At 55.3% G+C, this 17,123-nt stretch carries 13 protein-coding genes; 10 read left to right on the forward strand and 3 right to left on the reverse strand.

Annotated elements, in window-relative coordinates:
• Positions 1 to 55 precede the first annotated feature (55 nt).
• Complete coding sequence (locus tag CRO19_RS14310) at positions 56 to 1,195, forward strand: 3-phenylpropionate MFS transporter (RefSeq protein WP_097096413.1); 1,140 nt, start codon at positions 56 to 58, stop codon at positions 1,193 to 1,195.
• Here the strand turns inward: CRO19_RS14310 and csiE are convergent.
• Complete coding sequence (gene csiE / locus CRO19_RS14315) at positions 1,192 to 2,460, reverse strand: stationary phase inducible protein CsiE (protein ID WP_097096414.1); 1,269 nt, start codon at positions 2,458 to 2,460, stop codon at positions 1,192 to 1,194. The genes CRO19_RS14310 and csiE overlap by 4 nt on opposite strands.
• 155 nt (positions 2,461 to 2,615) lie before the next feature.
• On the opposite strand from csiE, the gene CRO19_RS14320 reads away from it, so the two are divergent.
• From CRO19_RS14320 to CRO19_RS14330, 3 genes are all read left to right on the forward strand, one after another.
• A complete protein-coding gene (locus tag CRO19_RS14320; RefSeq protein ID WP_097096415.1) occupies positions 2,616 to 3,242 on the forward strand; it encodes a DUF1007 family protein in 627 nt (208 codons plus the stop codon).
• Positions 3,233 to 4,210 (forward strand): nickel/cobalt transporter, encoded by a 978-nt coding sequence (locus CRO19_RS14325; protein WP_097096416.1) that lies wholly within the window; start codon positions 3,233 to 3,235, stop codon positions 4,208 to 4,210. Before CRO19_RS14320 ends, CRO19_RS14325 begins: the two co-directional genes overlap by 10 nt.
• Before the next feature lie 197 nt (positions 4,211 to 4,407).
• Positions 4,408 to 5,421 (forward strand): MFS transporter, encoded by a 1,014-nt coding sequence (locus CRO19_RS14330; RefSeq protein ID WP_097096417.1) that lies wholly within the window; start codon positions 4,408 to 4,410, stop codon positions 5,419 to 5,421.
• Between the two features lie 35 nt (positions 5,422 to 5,456).
• On the opposite strand, the gene suhB is transcribed toward CRO19_RS14330, so the two are convergent.
• Complete coding sequence (gene suhB / locus CRO19_RS14335; protein ID WP_097097664.1) at positions 5,457 to 6,260, reverse strand: inositol-1-monophosphatase; 804 nt, start codon at positions 6,258 to 6,260, stop codon at positions 5,457 to 5,459.
• Between the two features lie 121 nt (positions 6,261 to 6,381).
• On the opposite strand from suhB, the gene trmJ reads away from it, so the two are divergent.
• The 5 genes from trmJ (at position 6,382) to sseB (ending at position 11,183) form a co-directional block, all read left to right on the forward strand.
• Positions 6,382 to 7,125, forward strand: coding sequence for a tRNA (cytosine(32)/uridine(32)-2'-O)-methyltransferase TrmJ (trmJ, locus tag CRO19_RS14340; protein WP_097096418.1), 744 nt, complete (start codon positions 6,382 to 6,384; stop codon positions 7,123 to 7,125).
• A 135-nt stretch (positions 7,126 to 7,260) separates the two neighbouring features.
• On the forward strand, positions 7,261 to 7,758 hold the full coding sequence (iscR, locus tag CRO19_RS14345) for a Fe-S cluster assembly transcriptional regulator IscR (RefSeq protein WP_097096419.1): 498 nt from the start codon (positions 7,261 to 7,263) through the stop codon (positions 7,756 to 7,758).
• A gap of 89 nt (positions 7,759 to 7,847) precedes the next feature.
• On the forward strand, positions 7,848 to 9,020 hold the full coding sequence (locus tag CRO19_RS14350; protein WP_097096420.1) for an IscS subfamily cysteine desulfurase: 1,173 nt from the start codon (positions 7,848 to 7,850) through the stop codon (positions 9,018 to 9,020).
• Between the two features lie 62 nt (positions 9,021 to 9,082).
• Entirely contained in the window at positions 9,083 to 10,369 is a 1,287-nt protein-coding gene (pepB, locus tag CRO19_RS14355; protein ID WP_097096421.1) for an aminopeptidase PepB, read from the forward strand.
• A 46-nt stretch (positions 10,370 to 10,415) separates the two neighbouring features.
• Positions 10,416 to 11,183: an enhanced serine sensitivity protein SseB gene (gene sseB, locus CRO19_RS14360; RefSeq protein WP_097096422.1), complete on the forward strand. Its 768-nt coding sequence runs from the start codon at positions 10,416 to 10,418 to the stop codon at positions 11,181 to 11,183.
• Between the two features lie 66 nt (positions 11,184 to 11,249).
• On the opposite strand, the gene sseA is transcribed toward sseB, so the two are convergent.
• Positions 11,250 to 12,089, reverse strand: a complete 840-nt coding sequence (sseA, locus tag CRO19_RS14365) for a 3-mercaptopyruvate sulfurtransferase (RefSeq protein WP_097096423.1) — start codon at positions 12,087 to 12,089, stop codon at positions 11,250 to 11,252.
• Positions 12,090 to 12,234: 145 nt separating this feature from the next.
• Between sseA and CRO19_RS14370 the strand changes: the two genes are divergently transcribed.
• Positions 12,235 to 17,121 (forward strand): alpha-2-macroglobulin family protein, encoded by a 4,887-nt coding sequence (locus CRO19_RS14370; RefSeq protein ID WP_097096424.1) that lies wholly within the window; start codon positions 12,235 to 12,237, stop codon positions 17,119 to 17,121.
• Positions 17,122 to 17,123: the final 2 nt, after the last annotated feature.

Below are 17,123 nucleotides of genomic sequence, written 5' to 3' on the forward strand. Positions count from 1 at the left end.
CTGACAAAGTAGCGGCCACTCATGCTGCTGAGCAGCATTTTTTGCTGGAGGGAATATGGCAATCGGCTCGGCCAAATGGCTTGGATTAGGCTACTTTACTTACTTCTTTTGCTACGGTATTTACCTGCCTTTCTGGAGCGTCTGGCTAAAAGGTACCGGTCTGGATGCCGAAAAAATTGGCCTGCTCATTGGTTGCGGCATGGTGGCTCGTTTTGTGGGGAGTTTGCTGATTGCTTCCCAGGTGAAAAATCCTTCGCAGCTCATCACCGCGCTACGCCTGCTGGCGTTAATGACATGTCTGTTTGCGATCGGCTATTGGATTGGACAGCAGTGGATGTGGCTGCTGTTAGTCATGGTGGGCTTTAACCTGTTTTTCTCGCCTTTGGTGCCCCTCAGCGACGCATTAGCCGCAACCTGGACCCAGCAAATCGGCCTGGCTTACGGCCCGGTTCGCCTTTGGGGATCGCTGGCATTTGTCATCAGTTCCGCCTTGACCGGCATGTTAGTCAGCGCCTTTTCATCAAAGGCGATTCTCGTGCTGCTGTCATTGGGGGCGATGAGCATGTTAGGCGGCATGATGTTAACGCCAGCGACGAAGCCACAAGGCAATGAACGTCAGGCAACGACCGACGGAGGCTGGCAAGCATGGCGTGAGCTGCTGCGTGAAAATGCCGTATGGCGTTTCATGCTGTGCGTAACGTTATTGCAGGGCGCGCATGCAGCCTATTACAGTTTTAGCGCTATCTGGTGGCAAGAGAGTGGCTATTCAGCGTCGATTGTCGGTTATTTGTGGTCGCTGGGCGTGGTGGCCGAAATCGTTGTTTTTGCCCTCAGCAGCAAGCTGTTCCGCCGCTGGACCGCGCGCGATCTATTACTGCTGTCTGGCGTATGCGCCATTGTGCGCTGGACGTTGCTCGGTTCCAGCACGGCGTTGCCGCTGCTGATCGTGGCGCAGATTCTGCACTGTGGCAGCTTTACCGTTTGCCACCTGGCTGCGATGCGCTTTATTGCCGCACGCAAAGGCGCAGAAGTGATTCGTTTGCAGTCGCTTTACTCCGCGCTGGCGATGGGCGGCGGTATTGCGGTAATGACGATGATTTGCGGCGTACTTTTCACCCATCTGCAAGGACACCTGTTTTGGGTAATGGCCCTCGTGGCGCTTCCGGCACTGTTCCTGCGCCCGCGCGTGGCTTAAGTCTCCAGCAGCTGGCGAATGCGCTGCTGCTGATGGCTACTCAGCGGCAGCTCGGCATGAATCAGCGGCGGTGAAAAAAGCGGTAACGAGATAGCATAGGGCGTGATGACCAGCGCAATATCACGTGATGCCCCTTCACGCTGAAAGTGCATCACGTCTTGATAAGTGATGTTGATCGGCAACAGCGTCATCTCACGTAGCTGCTGCTCCAGCAGCTCTTCCAGCGCCGAATCTGCGCCGGTCAGCAGCAGGACCTGTTTTTCCTGCAGCGCACTTTCCTGCATCAGCCAGGCACCAAATAACACCGCCACCAGGCTCACTTCCTCAGCGCTAAAACGCGTGCCAAAATCACTGCTGAAATGCTGCAGTGCGCGCTCCGTAGTGCGCAGCAGGCGTGGGTAAAGCCGTGCCACATCCAACGCCACGCTGTTATCGATACCGATAGCGAAATGGCTGCGGTCCAGCGCCTGCGCCAGATGGGTAAAGAGTTGCAGGGTGAGCTCAGGCTGATTCCTAAACTGCGTCTGCGCCAATTGTTCAAAGCGTGCAATGAGCGCGTGTACCGCACCCATCAGTTTCACCGCCTGAGGATCGCGGAGCTGCGCACCATCAGGCGCGTGAATCAGGCTAAACAGCAGCGTCCAGAAATCGGCTTCGCTCACATCAGGCGCTATATGGCAGCGTTTCTGCCAATGGTGGATAACATCATCAGCGGCGCTTCGTTCTATCTTCTCTGCCAGCCACGCGCGCTGCGCCTCGCTAAAGATGGCGTTTTGGCGCTGGCACAGGGAATACTTCATAAAGATCTGCAAAAACAGACGATCGCGTGGGCTAAACTCACGCGCGAGTCGCAGGCTACAGTGCTGAATTAACGCCTGCAGATTGGTTTCATCCCAGAGCGCTTTCTCAATTTTCAATACTTTCAGGCGCTGGCGCAGAACCGGGGCAAAATGCTCGCAGACGAAATCCTGCGACAAACGCAGCGCGCGTCGCAGCCAGTGGATCAGGCAGAGTCGCCTGTCCAGTTCCGTCCCGTGAATGCGGAAGCTGCCATCTACCATCTGGTGTAGCTCCAGTTGATGGTAACGCTGTATCTCCTCTCCCACATCCGCGATATCCTGTCTGGCGACAACAGGCGCCACGCCATTTAACTGGCAGAGCTTTTCAAGCGTCAACGCGGGAGCGGGCAGAAATAGCAGCAGTAGCAGATGACAACGACGCTGGGAACGGCTGAAGAGTGGTGCAGAAGAAGGTGCAGAACTCATCAAGGGTTAATCCGCAGGTCATTTTTGAGCTAAGAATAGCTAACTCCACGTGGTAGCCCTGTACTTTGTCGTGACTTTTGTTCAGAGCTTTAGGGCGGGTCACAATTTTTCTGGACCACTCTCCACTTCACTTTAAAATTGTTACGTTATAACACATGAAAATTGCTCTCATTACGTTTACGCTGTTATTCAGCACGCTAGCCTGGTCTCATCCGCATAGCTTTATTGATATGAAAACCCAGTTCATCAGTGAAAACGATCGTTTAAGTGGTATGAAAATGGTCTGGACCATGGATGAAATCACCTCGGCTGACCTGCTCTACGACGCAGGAAAAGCGAAGCCCGGCGACGTGGTGTGGAAAAAGCTGGCGGCGCAGGTGATGGCTAATGTGCTGGGTCAGCACTATTTCACCGAAGTGTGGCAAGACAAAAATCGGGTTAAATTCCTCAACTTGCCGAAGGAGTACAACTTGTCGCGCGCGGGTAACAAAGCGGTGCTGGAGTTTATTGTGCCGCTGGGGGAGCCGCAGTCATTAAGCGCGAAGCAGTATCGCATTCAGACGTTTGATCCAAGCTATTTCGTGGATATGTATTACGACAATCCGCAGGCATTAACCATGGACGACACCGTTAAATCACACTGCCAAATCGATTTGCATACGCCTAAACCCGATGACTCGCTCAAGCAGTATGCGCTGTCGCTGGATAAGGCCGATGCGCCGCCGGAAGATATGGATCTCGGCCAGCAATTTGCCCAAACGGTAACCCTGACATGTCATTGATTTCTTCTCCTTCACGTCGTCTATGGCCGCTGTGGCTAATGGCGGTGCTGCTGCTGCTGGCTGGCGTGCTGCTTTGGCAGCATTGGACGCAAATTTTGCTGCAAAGCGTGCTGTGGCAAAAAGTTCTCAATCGCGAGATGACGCAACTCTTGCAACAGGTGGCTGAAAAACCGCAGCAGGCGGGGGGAACGCTGATGCTGTTTAGCCTGGCGTACGGCGTGCTTCACGCGCTTGGCCCGGGGCATGGCAAAGTGGTGATCAGTACGTTTCTCGCAACGCATCCCGCGAAGCTCAAAACCAGCCTGAAGCTGACGCTATTGGCGGCATTGTTACAGGGCGGCGTGGCGATCGGTTTAGTCACGATGATGCTGGTGGTGCTGCAGACCTCATCACGTCAGCTGCATCTCGGCAGCTACTGGCTGGAGAAGGGCAGTTATCTGCTGGTGATTGCGCTTGGCGTGTGGGTAGGCTGGCGTGCACTACGTTTGCTGAGCCAATATTTACGTCCTGCGCAGAGAATGCAGATTCGAGCGATTCATCTGCAGCATCAGCATGATGAACACTGCGGTTGCGGCCACGCGCATCTGCCAACGGCGGCGCAGATGGACAAGGCAGTGAGCGCTAAAACGCAGGCGCTGGTGGTGCTCTCCATGGGGCTGCGGCCCTGTTCCGGTGCCATTATGATGCTGCTGTTTTCTAAAGTAATTGGTGTTTATGTCTGGGGTGTGGCATCAGCCGTGGCGATGGCGGCGGGCACGGCATTAACCGTTTCGGCACTGGGTTTATTGGTGCAGTGTTCACGTACACTGGCGCTACGTTTAGGAAATTCACGTGGCACCGGCCAGTCAGCAAAGCTGCTGATGCCGCTGCTCGCTTTATTGGGAAGCGTGCTATTAATCGCTGCAGGCGTTGCTTTGTGGCAAAGTGCTTCGCCGGGTATTGGCGGCGGAATTCGTCCTTTCATTTAAGTAAAAAAATAATAAGCGCGGCGGGAACATCCTTCCGCTGCGTTTATTTTTGTTCTCTACTTCATATAATTAAATATCTCATTCGTCGTTATCTGGTGAAAATAGCGTTCTCTTACTAAGCTCAATTACACCAGTGAGACTTCTGGTCCATTTAGCAATAATAAAAAATTATCGTGATATTTTGCGAGGAGAGAACGATGCCTGAATCTCGGATTAATAATGGCAGCGTGGAAACTGTGCATGAAGCCCATGTCGGTTTACCGTTGAAACGTATTTCCTGGAGCGCAGTATTTGCCGGCGTTATCGCTGCGCTAATCATCCATATATTATTAGGTATTTTAGGTACAGCCATTGGCGCGACATCCATCGATCCGCAACAGGAACAAAATCCGCTGCAACATCTGGGCACGGGGGCGTTAATTTGGACCGGCGTAAGTATGCTGTTGGCGATTGGTGTAGGTAGCTATGTCGCTGGACGGCTGGCGCAACGGGAGGGCGCACTACATGGGTTATTGATGTTTGGTGTGAGTACCATTTTAACCCTGTGGCTGGCGATAACCTTAGCAACCGGTATTATTGGCGGTGCTTTTAATATTTTAGGTGCGGGTGTTAATGCCGTAGGCAGTGGAATTTCAGCCGTTGCGCCATCGGTAACCAATATGGCAAAACAACAGCTTCAGGAAAATAACATTAATCTGGATGATTTAAAGAATGAACTGCAAACGACCCTTCGTCAGACGGGTAAGCCGGAATTGCAACCTGAGAATTTACAAAAAGAGGTAAATAGCGAAGCAAATAATGCGCAGGATCAGGCGAAACAAAGCGCGCAAAATCCACAAAATGCGGATACCGATCTGGCAAATTGGCTGAAAGGGGTAATGAGTCGTCATTCCGATACCTTACAAGCGGCCGATCGCGACGCACTGAAAAATATTATTAAAGCTCGTACCGGTAAAAGCGATCAGGAAGTTGATCAAATTGTTACGCAGACCGAGCAAAGTTACCAAAAAGCCGTACAGCAGTATCAGCAGTTGAAACAGCAAGCGGAGCAGAAAGCACGTGAAGTTGCTGAGAAAGCGGCTGCGGCAACGGCAAAAGCAAGCTGGTTTACCTTCTTTATGCTGATCATCGAAGCGGTTCTGGCGGGCGTTTTGGGGCGGATTGGTCGTAAGACACAGCCGCATCAGGTATTAAGTCACGAACGTCGGTAATAAAAAAGGCGGCTGATTCAGCCGCCTTCTCTTACTTAGCGCTTCAGCGCTTCACTTAATTCTTCACGCATGTTGGCCAGCATCGCTTTAACCACGCGTGGGTTACCGGCGACAATGTTACCTGACATCAGGTAACCGTGGTTGCCGGTAAAGTCAGTCACCAGGCCGCCCGCTTCGCGTACCAGCAGTTCGCCCGCCGCAAAATCCCACGGCTTCAGGCCAATTTCAAAGAAACCATCCACGCGTCCAGCCGCCGTGTAAGCCAGATCCAACGCAGCCGAACCGGTGCGACGAAAATCTGCACACTGGGTGAACAGTTTGCCTACGATATTAATGTAAGGAGTGGCATGCTGCTTCAGCTTGAACGGGAAGCCGGTAGCCAAAATGGTGCCGTCCAGATCGCGAGCGGTGCTGCCGCGCAGACGATAACCGTTCAGCTGTGCGCCCTGACCGCGTACAGCGGTGAACAGTTCGTTGCGCATGGGATCGTAAACCACAGCCACTTCGGTGCGGCCTTTGATGCGCACAGCGATAGATACTGAGAAGTGGGGTAAACGTTTAATGAAGTTGGTGGTGCCATCCAGCGGATCGATTACCCATTGAATGTCTTGATCTTCGCCCGCCAGTTCACCGCTTTCTTCGGTGATGATGGTGTGTTTCGGGTACGATTTACGAATTACTTCGATAATCAGACGTTCTGCGTCGCGGTCAACATTGGTAACGAAGTCGTTGCTGCCTTTTTGGCTGGCTTCGACAGCGTCCGGGGTTTCGTAATTCTTGGCAATTAAATTTCCGGCCTTGCGCGCTGCGCGCACGGCGATGTTGAGCATCGGATGCATCGGTATCTCTCGCTGGATGTTAAAGAACGGGGAAAACGGCGCGGAGTATATCAGTGTGTTCAGCAAATGTCCTCCTTTTATGTTAGGATGCGCGCCATCATTTCCCTGATCGCCTCTAATTATGCTGCAAAATATCCGAATCGTACTGGTAGAAACGTCTCACACCGGCAACATGGGCTCTGTCGCACGCGCCATGAAAACCATGGGTTTAACCAACCTTTATCTGGTCAACCCGTTGGTAAAACCTGATTCTCAGGCCATTTCCCTCGCCGCCGGCGCCAGCGATGTCATTGGCAATGCGCGCATTGTCGATACCATGGATGAAGCCATTGCCGGTTGTAGTTTAGTCGTCGGCACCAGCGCCCGTTCGCGTTCCCTGCCGTGGCCCATGCTTGACTCGCGTGAGTGCGGCATTAAAAGCGTGGAAGAGGGCCAGCAGGCACCGGTTGCGCTGGTATTTGGCCGTGAGCGTGTGGGGTTGACCAACGAAGAGTTGCAGAAGTGTCATTACCATGTGGCGATTCAGGCCAATCCGGAATACAGCTCGCTAAATCTGGCGATGGCAGTACAGATCATCGCTTACGAAGTGCGGATGGCGTGGCTGGACGCGCAAGATAAAGCGGCGCCGGTTGCCGAGCCTGAAGAATCCCCGTATCCATTGGTCGACGATCTGGAGCGCTTCTATCAGCACATTGAGAAGATGATGTTGAACAGCGGTTTTATTCGTGAAGGCACGCCAAGCCAGGTGATGAGCAAGCTGCGTCGTTTATACACGCGCGCACGTCCGGAACGCGATGAGCTGAATATCCTGCGCGGCATGATGGCCTCATTCGAAAAGCGCAAAGGTAATGGGGATAATAGTTGAGTGAAACAGTTGGTTAAATAGTTGAGTAAATTACTTGGTTAAATAGTTGACCGTTTTACTCGGGAATGTCAGACTGGCGTCAATTCATCAGATAACCCGCCGATAACCGGACGGACGCTTACGAGGTTGTATGCTATGAGACTGACATCCAAAGGACGTTATGCCGTAACCGCTATGCTGGACGTTGCACTGCACTCACACGAAGGCCCTGTGCCGCTAGCTGACATTTCTGAGCGTCAGGGCATTTCGCTATCCTATCTGGAGCAGTTATTCTCACGCTTACGTAAGCATGGCTTAGTGGCCAGCGTTCGTGGTCCGGGCGGCGGTTATCTGTTAGGTAAAGACTCTGGCGCCATTGCCGTGGGTGCGGTAATCACCGCCGTTGATGAATCTGTCGACGCCACCAAATGCCAGGGTAAAGAAGGCTGCCAGGGCGGCGAGCGTTGCCTGACGCACGTTCTGTGGCGCGATCTGAGTGAGCGCATCAGCGACTTCCTTAACAACATCACGCTGGCGGAACTGGTGAATAATCAGGAAATCCTCGATGTTGCCGATCGCCAGAACGCGATCGATAATCGCCGCTTCCAGCAGCATCGTGTGCAAGAAACCATCAACGTTAATCTCCGCGCGTAATTGATCTCACTTCGGCCTTTCCTGCTAAGGTAGGTTAGGCCGAAGCATGCTATAAAGACGTATGATTTTTTATACGGAGTTTTAGCGCAATGAAATTACCGATTTACCTGGATTACGCAGCCACCACGCCTGCCGATCCACGTGTTGCCACCAAAATGATGCAGTTCCTCACCATGGATGGCACCTTCGGTAACCCCGCTTCCCGTTCTCACCGTTTTGGCTGGCAGGCTGAAGAGGCCGTTGATGTTGCTCGCAATCAAATTGCTGAGCTGGTCAATGCCGATCCGCGTGAAATCGTTTTTACCTCTGGCGCAACAGAAGCTGATAACCTGGCAATTAAGGGAGCAGCACAATTCCATCAGGCGCGCGGCAAACACATCATTACCAGCCAAACCGAACACAAAGCGGTGCTCGACAGTTGTTTGCAGCTGGCGCATGAAGGCTTTGATGTCACTTTCTTACAGCCGGGCAGCGACGGCATTGTCACGCCGCAGATGCTTGAATCTGCACTGCGCGACGATACGGTGCTGGTGTCGCTGATGCACGTTAATAATGAAACCGGTGTGATTCAGGATATCGCTGCCCTCGGCGCGCTGTGCCATGCGCGAGATGTGCTGTTCCACGTTGATGCCACCCAAAGCGTCGGCAAGTTACCGATTAACGTCAGTGAACTGCCGGTGGATTTGATGTCGTTCTCGGCGCACAAGCTCTATGGCCCCAAAGGCATCGGTGCGTTGTGGGTGCGACGTAAACCGCGTCTGCAAATCGATGCGCAGATGCACGGTGGTGGACACGAGCGTGGTATGCGATCAGGCACTTTGCCGGTGCACCAGATTGTTGGCATGGGCGAAGCCTATCGCATTGCGCGTGAAGAGATGAGCAGCGAAATGGCGCGTCTGGCTGAGCTGCGCCAGCGTCTGTGGAGCGGCATCAGTAAACTGGGTAATGTGAACCTCAACGGTTCGCTCGAACAGGGCGCACCAAACATCCTCAATATCAGTTTTGCCCACGTTGATGGCGAATCGCTGATTATGGCGCTGAAAGATCTGGCGCTCTCATCCGGTTCCGCCTGTACCTCGGCCAGTCTCGAACCCTCATATGTACTGCGCGCAATGGGCGTTGAGCAGGAGCTGGCACACAGCTCGCTGCGTTTTTCGCTCGGACGTTTCACAAGCGCAGAAGAAATTGAGTACGCTATCGAGCTGGTTAATAAAGCGGTAACGCGCCTGCGGGCAGTATCGCCTGCGGCAACCTCCCGCTAATTCATGCACCCCTTGCGCCGGTTCTGGCGCAAGGTGACACCTAACGCAAACGGAGCCACGCGATGACAACACAACCGATGATAATTACGCTCAGCTCCCAGGCCGCCGACGCGCGCTGGGGTGACAAAGCATTGCTGAGCAGCAACGAAAGTGGCATGACCGTTCACCTGACTGGCGCCGACGCGCTGATGAGCATCCAGCGCGCCGGGCGCAAGCTGGACGGTCAGGGCATTCGCCACGTTGCGCTGCACGGCGAAGGCTGGGATTTGGAAAAATGCTGGGCATTCTGGCAAGGCTATCGTAGCCCGAAAGGCAAGCGCCAGGTCGAGTGGCCGGAATTCAATGAAGCCGATCAAGCTGAATTTGAGCGTCGTTTGAAGATCGTTGATTGGGTTCGCGACACCATCAACCTGCCGGCGGAAGATCTCAGCCCCGAGCAGCTGGCGCATAACGCGGTTGATTTGATTAGCGAAGTCGGCGGCAAAGCGGTGAGCTACCGCATTACCAAAGGTGACGATCTGCGCGAGCAGGGATATGCCGGCATCCACACCGTTGGGCGTGGTTCCTCGCGCGTACCGGTACTGCTGGCGCTTGATTTCAACCCAACCGGCGATGAAGCTGCACCGGTTTATGCGTGTCTGGTGGGTAAAGGTATTACTTTTGATACCGGCGGTTACAGCCTGAAGCAGAGCGCTTTTATGGATTCAATGAAGTCCGACATGGGCGGCGCGGCAACGCTGACCGGCGCACTGGCGTTAGCGATTTCGCGTGGTCTGAACAAGCGCGTGAAACTGTTCCTGTGCTGCGCAGACAACATGGTGAGCGGCAACGCGTTCCGTCTGGGTGACATCATCCGCTATCGCAACGGTAAAACCGTTGAAGTAATGAACACCGATGCGGAAGGCCGTCTGGTGCTGGCCGATGGCCTGATCGATGCCAGCGAGCAAAATCCAGAGCTGCTGATTGATGCCGCCACGCTGACGGGCGCAGCAAAAACGGCCTTGGGCAACGATTACCACGCGCTATTTACCTTTGACGATGTGCTGGCCGAATCGCTGCTCGGCAGCGCAACCGGTGAGAACGAAGCCTTCTGGCGTCTGCCGCTGGCGGAATTCCATCGGAGCCATTTGCCTTCGAACTTTGCCGACTTGAATAACATCGCCAGCCCGTCACACGCGGCGGGTGCCAGCAGCGCGGCCGCGTTCCTGTCGCATTTCGTCAGCAAATACCAGCAGGGCTGGCTGCATATTGACTGCTCTGCCACCTATCGCAAAGGTGCGGTGGATCAGTGGTCCGCCGGTGCAACCGGTTTAGGTGTGCGTACCGTCGCCAATCTATTGCTGAAATAATCCCCATCACGGCAGGCGCAGGCCTGCTTTTTTTGGAAATGACTACATGAGTAACCGTCTTGAAGAGGTGCTGAAGTTGGCCGCCACTGAGCCTGCGCACCGTCCGGAATTTTTCCAACTGCTGCTGGAAGCCGATGTTTGGGTACCTGGCGAAAGTCCTGCCGAACAGTTTGATGCCACCTCACCGGTTGAGTTACAGCACTGGGAAAAAGAGGGCGGCGGCAGCGTAATCCCGTTCTTCACTTCCGAAGAAGCGATGGGCGAGGCGATCAAAGGTGAACAGCCGTATCTGCGCATGCCGGTGCGTACGCTGTTTGAGATTACACAGGGCGACACGCTGTTTCTCAATGCGAAACTGCCTGCCGGCAAAGAGTTTTCGCCGGGCGAAATTGCCCATTTGCTGAGTGAAGAGGGCAGTGCGCTGAGTCAGCAAACCGTGCTGGAAGGCGGACAAGCGCTGCTGCTCTCCGAAGTGGCAGAGCCACCGGCGCAGATGATTGATTCGCTGACGCAGCTGTTTGCCAAGTATAAGCAGGTGCGCCGTGCTTACGTTGCCAGCATTCGTGAAAGCGCAGCGGAAGAGCCGAATCTATTGATTGGCATCGAAGCGGATAGCGATATTGATGAGATTATTCAGGCAGCGGGCGGGGTGGCAACCGATACGCTCGCCGACGATGCACCGATTGATATCTGTGAAGTGGTGAGTGAAGATCGCGGCGTCAGCCATTTCTTTACTGCCCACATTACGCCTTTTTACGAGCGTCGCTGGGGCAGTTTCCTGCGCGATTTCAAAGGCAGCCAGCGGATTATTTGATGTATTGCCTGGTGCGCATGAATGCGCACCTTAGATGTAGGGGCGCCATTCATGGCGACCTGATCATCACTTCTCAATCGGTAAATCGTCGCGGCTGCCCCATTCCCCCCACGAACCGTCGTACAGCGTCACATCGCGTACGCCAAGTGAGGTCAGCGCCAAAATCACCACCACCGCCGTCACACCGGAACCACAGCTGGCAATCACCGGCTGATCCAGCTTCACGCCTGCTTTTTCAAACAAATCGCGCAGTTCTGCCGCCGGTTTCAGTTCACCGTTCGCCACCAAACTGTTCCACGGCACGTTGAGGCTATGAGGTATATGACCGCGCAGCAGCCCTGGACGCGGCTCATCTACTTCGGCGTTAAAACGGTTAGCCGCGCGCGCATCCACAATCTGTGCGCCGCCTTCATGGCTAATCAGCAGCACGTCGGTCAGACGTTTTACCTGCGTACTGTCATAGGTCGCCTCAAATTCCGCTTCTGGCAGAGTAACCGGCCCGCTGGCTAATTCGAAACCGGCGGCCTTCCAGCCCTGTAATCCCGCGGCGAGAATTGACACGTTTTCACAACCGAAGGCGCGCAGCATCCACCACGCGCGCGGCGCGGAGAACAGGTTGCCTTCGTCATACACCACCAGATGTTTATCCCGGCTGATGCCCAGCTCGCGCATTGCTACCGCAAAGGCTTCGGCGCGCGGCATCATATGCGGATAGGGGCTGGTATGATCTGAAAGCGCTTCGATATCGAAGAACGGTGCATTCGGTAAATGGCCGGCAAGATATTCAGCCTTCAGATCCCTTACGGCTTCCTGGCCGGGTGGCAACATGCGGGCGTCAATAACCTGCAACGTTTCCTCGTTGTAATGTTCTTTCAACCAATCGGCGGACACAAATATGGCTGTCATAGCAACCTCTTCTCAGCAAACGGGAAAAGACCAGTCTCCGGGAATGTGAACGCTATCTCAAGGGCATGATTGCTAAAGTTGGCGGGTTGATGTGAAATTGCGCAACATTACGTTTTCTTAACTTGAGAGTGGTGAGGGATTTACCATGGCAAAACCTTCTAACCGGTTGCTGCTCAGCATGCTGATCGGTGGTGTACTAGTGGGCGGCACAGCATCGACGCTCTACGCGGCGGAAACTGCAGCCGCAACAGCAACGCAGAAATCACTCTCCGTTATCGATCTCTCCGAACTGCAACTCGACGGTGCCGCAGCGCTGGTGTTGACCTTTAACGCGCCGCTCGATAGCCAGCAGGATTTCGCGGCACGCGTGCAAATTATCGATGACAAAAGTGGCAAAGTTGATGGCGGCTGGGAGCTGGCGCAAAACGGTAAAGCGCTACGTTTTCGCCATCCTGAACCCTCTCGCAAATTGACCGTCAATGTCGATGCTGGCCTCAAAGCGATCGATGGCAGCACGTTATCTGCGCCCTTTAGCCAGACCCTGACCACGCGTGATATCCAGCCGATGGTGGGTTTTGCCAGCCGCGGTTCGCTGCTGCCGCTGCGCCTGACACAGGGATTACCGGTGCTGGCACTGAATGTGAACAACGTCGACGTGGATTTCTTCCGCGTGAAGAAGGCCACGCTGGCGGATTTCCTCGCTCAGTGGAATTACGGCAATAACATCTCGTACTGGGAATCACGCGATCTGCTCAAAAACGCCGATCTGGTCTATAGCGGGCGTTTCGATCTTAATCCGGCGCGTAACACGCGCGAAAAAATGCAGCTGCCGCTGGGCGGTGTCGAGGCGCTAAAACAGCCGGGCGTGTATCTGGCGGTGATGAAACAGGCTGGAACTTACAGCTACACGCAACCGGCGACACTGTTTACCCTGAGCGACATCGGTCTGTCGCTGCACCAATTCCCTGATCAGTTGGAGCTGTTTGCCCAAAGTCTGGTTAATGGCGCACCGCTTGATGACGTCAGCGTGCAGTTGCTGGATGAAAAGGGCAAGCAGCTGGCGAGCGGTACCAGCGACCGTAACGGCCATTTGCGTTTACCCGCGCATGCCAAAGGCAAGTTGCTACTGGCAACACAAAAAGGCCAAACTTCGCTGATCGATCTCGCTCGACCCGCGCTGGATCTGGCGGAGTTCCCGATTGATGGCCCGCAAGGCTATGACAAACAGTTCTTCATCTTTGGCCCGCGCGATCTCTATCGTCCCGGTGAAACGGTGATCGTCAATGCGCTACTGCGTGATGCTGATGGTAAACCTTTGCCGCCGCAGCCGGTGAAAGCCGAAGTGGTGCAGCCGAATGGTGAAGTATCGCAAACCTTCGTCTGGCAAGCGGACAACGGCGTTTATCAACATCGCTTCGCGTTACCTCCCTCAGCCATGACCGGTGAATGGACACTGCGCATTAACAGCGGTGACAACCAGCCGCGTAGCTGGCCGTTCCACGTCGAAGATTTCCTACCCGAGCGCATGGCGCTGGCGCTGAGTAACAACGCGCAGCCGCTCAATCCGGCTGCAGACGTTACCTTTGATGTGGACGGGCGCTATCTATACGGCGCGCCTGCTGCTGGCAATGAATTACAAGGGCAACTGTTCCTGCGCCCAGCGCGTGACGCGGTTGCGGCGCTGCCGGGTTATCAGTTTGGTGACATCACCGAAGATGTGAAACGTACGCTGGATGACGTAGACGAGAAGTTGGATGAGAGCGGAAAGCTGCAGCTTAAGGTTGAGAGCAGCTGGAAGGAGAGCCATTCGCCGCTCAACCTGATTCTGCAAGCCAGCCTGCTGGAAACCGGCGGCCGTCCGGTGACGCGTCGCGCTACCCAGGCAATCTGGCCCGCGCCTGCGCTGCCGGGGATTCGTCCGCTGTTTAACAGTGAATCGGTATATGACTATCGTACCGATCGCTATCACGATGAGCCCACGGTGGCGGAAAACAGCCTCGCCGAGTTTGATGTGGTATACGCAAATGCGCAGGGTGAAAAACTGGCGGCGCAGGATCTGGATGTACGCTTGATCCACGAACGCCGCGACTATTACTGGAGCTTCTCCGACAGCGAAGGTTGGCAATCGCGCTACGATCAAAAAGATCTGCAGGAAGAGCAGCAGCGCATCACTCTTCCCGCTGGCGGCAGTCAGAAAGTGAGTTTCCCGGTGGAGTGGGGCAGCTATCGTCTGGAAGTACATGCCGGTGACAACATCATCAGCAGCGTACGGTTCCAGGCCGGATATGGCTGGCAGGACAACACCAACGGCACCGGCGCGCTGCGTCCGGATCAGGTCAAACTGAAGATTGATAAAACCGCCTATCAAGCGGGCGACACCGCGCATGTGCAGTTTGAATCACCCGCCGCCGGTAAAGGCTATCTGATGGTGGAATCCAGCAGCGGCACGCTGTGGTGGCAACCGTTAGATGTTCCGGCGGGCGGCGCAACCATTGATGTGCCGATTAGCGACAGCTGGCAGCGACACGATCTCTATCTCAGCGCCATCGTAGTACGTGACGGCGACAAAGCCAGCGGCGTTACGCCGAAACGTGCGGTCGGCTTGTTGCATCTGCCGATGGCCACTGAAGCGCGCCGCCTCAGCTTAGCGTTGGACGCGCCGGATAAAATCCGCCCTGAGCAGACCTTAAAAGTGAAGGTAAAAGCCAGCCGTGAAGGTGGCGCATTGCCGAAGCAGGTTCAGGTATTGCTGTCTGCTGTAGACAGCGGCGTGCTTAACATCACCGATTACAAAACCCCCAACCCATGGGACGCCTTCTTTGGTCGTAAGCGCTATAACGCCGATCAATACGATGTATTTGGTCAGCTAATTGAAGGCGGCGGCAAGCTGGCCGCGCTGCGCTTTGGCGGTGACGGCGACGAGGCGGACGCGCTTTCGCGCGGCGGTAAAAAGCCGATTACCGACGTGCAGATCATCGCACAACAGCTGCAGCCGGTGACGCTGGATGCCAACGGTGAAGGCACGCTGGAACTGCCGATCCCGGCTTTTAATGGTGAGCTGCGTTTAATGGCACAGGCCTGGAGCGACGATAGCTTTGGCGCTGCCGATCGCAAGCTGGTGGTTGCCGCACCGTTGATCAGCGAACTGGCGACGCCGCGCTTCCTTGCCAGCGGCGATCAATCCACGCTGGCACTGGATCTCACCAATCTCACCGATCAAGCGCAAACGCTAAAAATTAACGTCAGCGCCAGCGGCCTGGTTGCTCTTAACGGCCAGATCCCCGCCAGCGTGCAGCTAGCGAAAGGCGCACGCACCACGCTGCAGATCCCGGTGAAAGCGCAGGGCGGCTTTGGCGAAGGCAATGTGCAGGTCAACGTATCCGGCATGAGTTTGCCGGGCGAAACCCTGGCAGCGAGTGAGCGCAGTTGGAAAATTGGCGTACGCCCGGCTTATCCGGCGCAAACGCTGAGCTTCGATAACGTGATGCAAACCGGCCAGAACTGGCAGGTGATGGCGAGTGCTTTTAATGGACTACAGCAGGATACCCTGAGCGGACAACTGTCACTCAGCAACCGTCCACCGCTGAATATCGCCAGCTTCATCAGCTCGCTGTATGCCTATCCTTACGGCTGTCTGGAGCAGACCGCCAGCGGCATTTGGCCCTCGGTGTTCACCAACCATGCGCAGCTGACAGCGATGGGCATTAAAACCAGTAGCGATGAGGCGCGCCGCGCGTCAATTGATACCGGCATCGCGCGTCTGGCTGGCATGCAGCGTGGCAACGGGAGCTTTGGCCTGTGGAGCAAAGAGAGTCAGGAAGAGTTTTGGCTGACCGCTTACGTCACCGATTTCTTGTTGCGCGCCAGCGAAGCGGGCTACAGCGTTCCGGATGGCGTGATCAGCCGCGCCGATGAACGCTTGCTGCGCTACCTGCAGGACCCGGCGCAGATCGAAACCAGCTGGAGCAGCGATGCCGATGGTTTACGTTTCAGCGTGCAGGCCTATGCTGGATTGGTGCTGGCCCGCCAGCAACAGGCTCCACTTGGCGCATTGCGCGCACTGTATGAAAAGCGTGAGCAGGCCAAATCCGGGCTGGCAATGGTGCAGCTTGGCGTGGCGTTGAAAATGATGGGCGATCAGCAACGCGCACAGCTGGCGCTGGCGCAAGGTATTGGTCTTGAACGTAAGCCGAACAGCTGGCTTGGTGATTACGGCAGCCCGGTGCGCGATCGCGCGCTGATTCTGTCGCTACTCGCCGAAAACCAACTGCTGCCGGAGATGCAAGGTCCGCTGCTGATCGAGCTGGCGAAAGCTGTTCATGGGCAACGTTGGTTCTCCACCCAGGAAAACAATGCGTTGTTCCTTGCCGCTCGCACCTTGCAGCAGTACAAAGGTGAAAACTGGCAGGCGACACTGCAAGGCAACGCGCAGCCGCTGAGTAGCAATCAGCCACTGAATATCGGCATGACTGAAGATCAGCTGCGACAAGGCGTGTCGGTAAAAAGCGACAACGCGTCGCCACTTTATGGCACGCTGAATGTGGTGGGCTATCCGCGCAACGCACCGGCGCCAATGAGTAATGTGCTGAAGATCAGCCGGGAATACTTTTCACTGGACGGTAAGCCCGCCGACCTCACCAACCTGAAAAGTGGCGAACTGCTGGTGGTACGATTGAAGATTGCGGCCAGCGAGCGGGTCAGCGATGCGCTGGTGGTGGATCTGCTGCCTGCCGGACTCGAGCTGGAAAACCAGAACCTGAGCGACAGCAGCGCCAGCTTGGGCGACAGCGCCGATGCGCTGAAAGAGAGCATGATGGATATGCAGCAGGCCAATATTAAACATATTGAGTTCCGTGACGATCGCTTTGTCGCCGCGCTGGCGCTCGACGGCTACACGCCGGGCACGCTGCTGTATCTGGCGCGTGCGGTCACGCCGGGCAGCTATCGCCTGCCGCCGCCGCAGGTGGAATCGATGTATGTGCCTGAGTGGCGCGCGATTGGTACGACGCCTGAAAAAATCAATGTGCGATAAGT

Origin of the sequence: Candidatus Pantoea floridensis (assembly GCF_900215435.1) — a bacterium.
In the GTDB taxonomy this organism is placed as follows: Bacteria; Pseudomonadota; Gammaproteobacteria; order Enterobacterales; family Enterobacteriaceae; genus Pantoea; species Pantoea floridensis.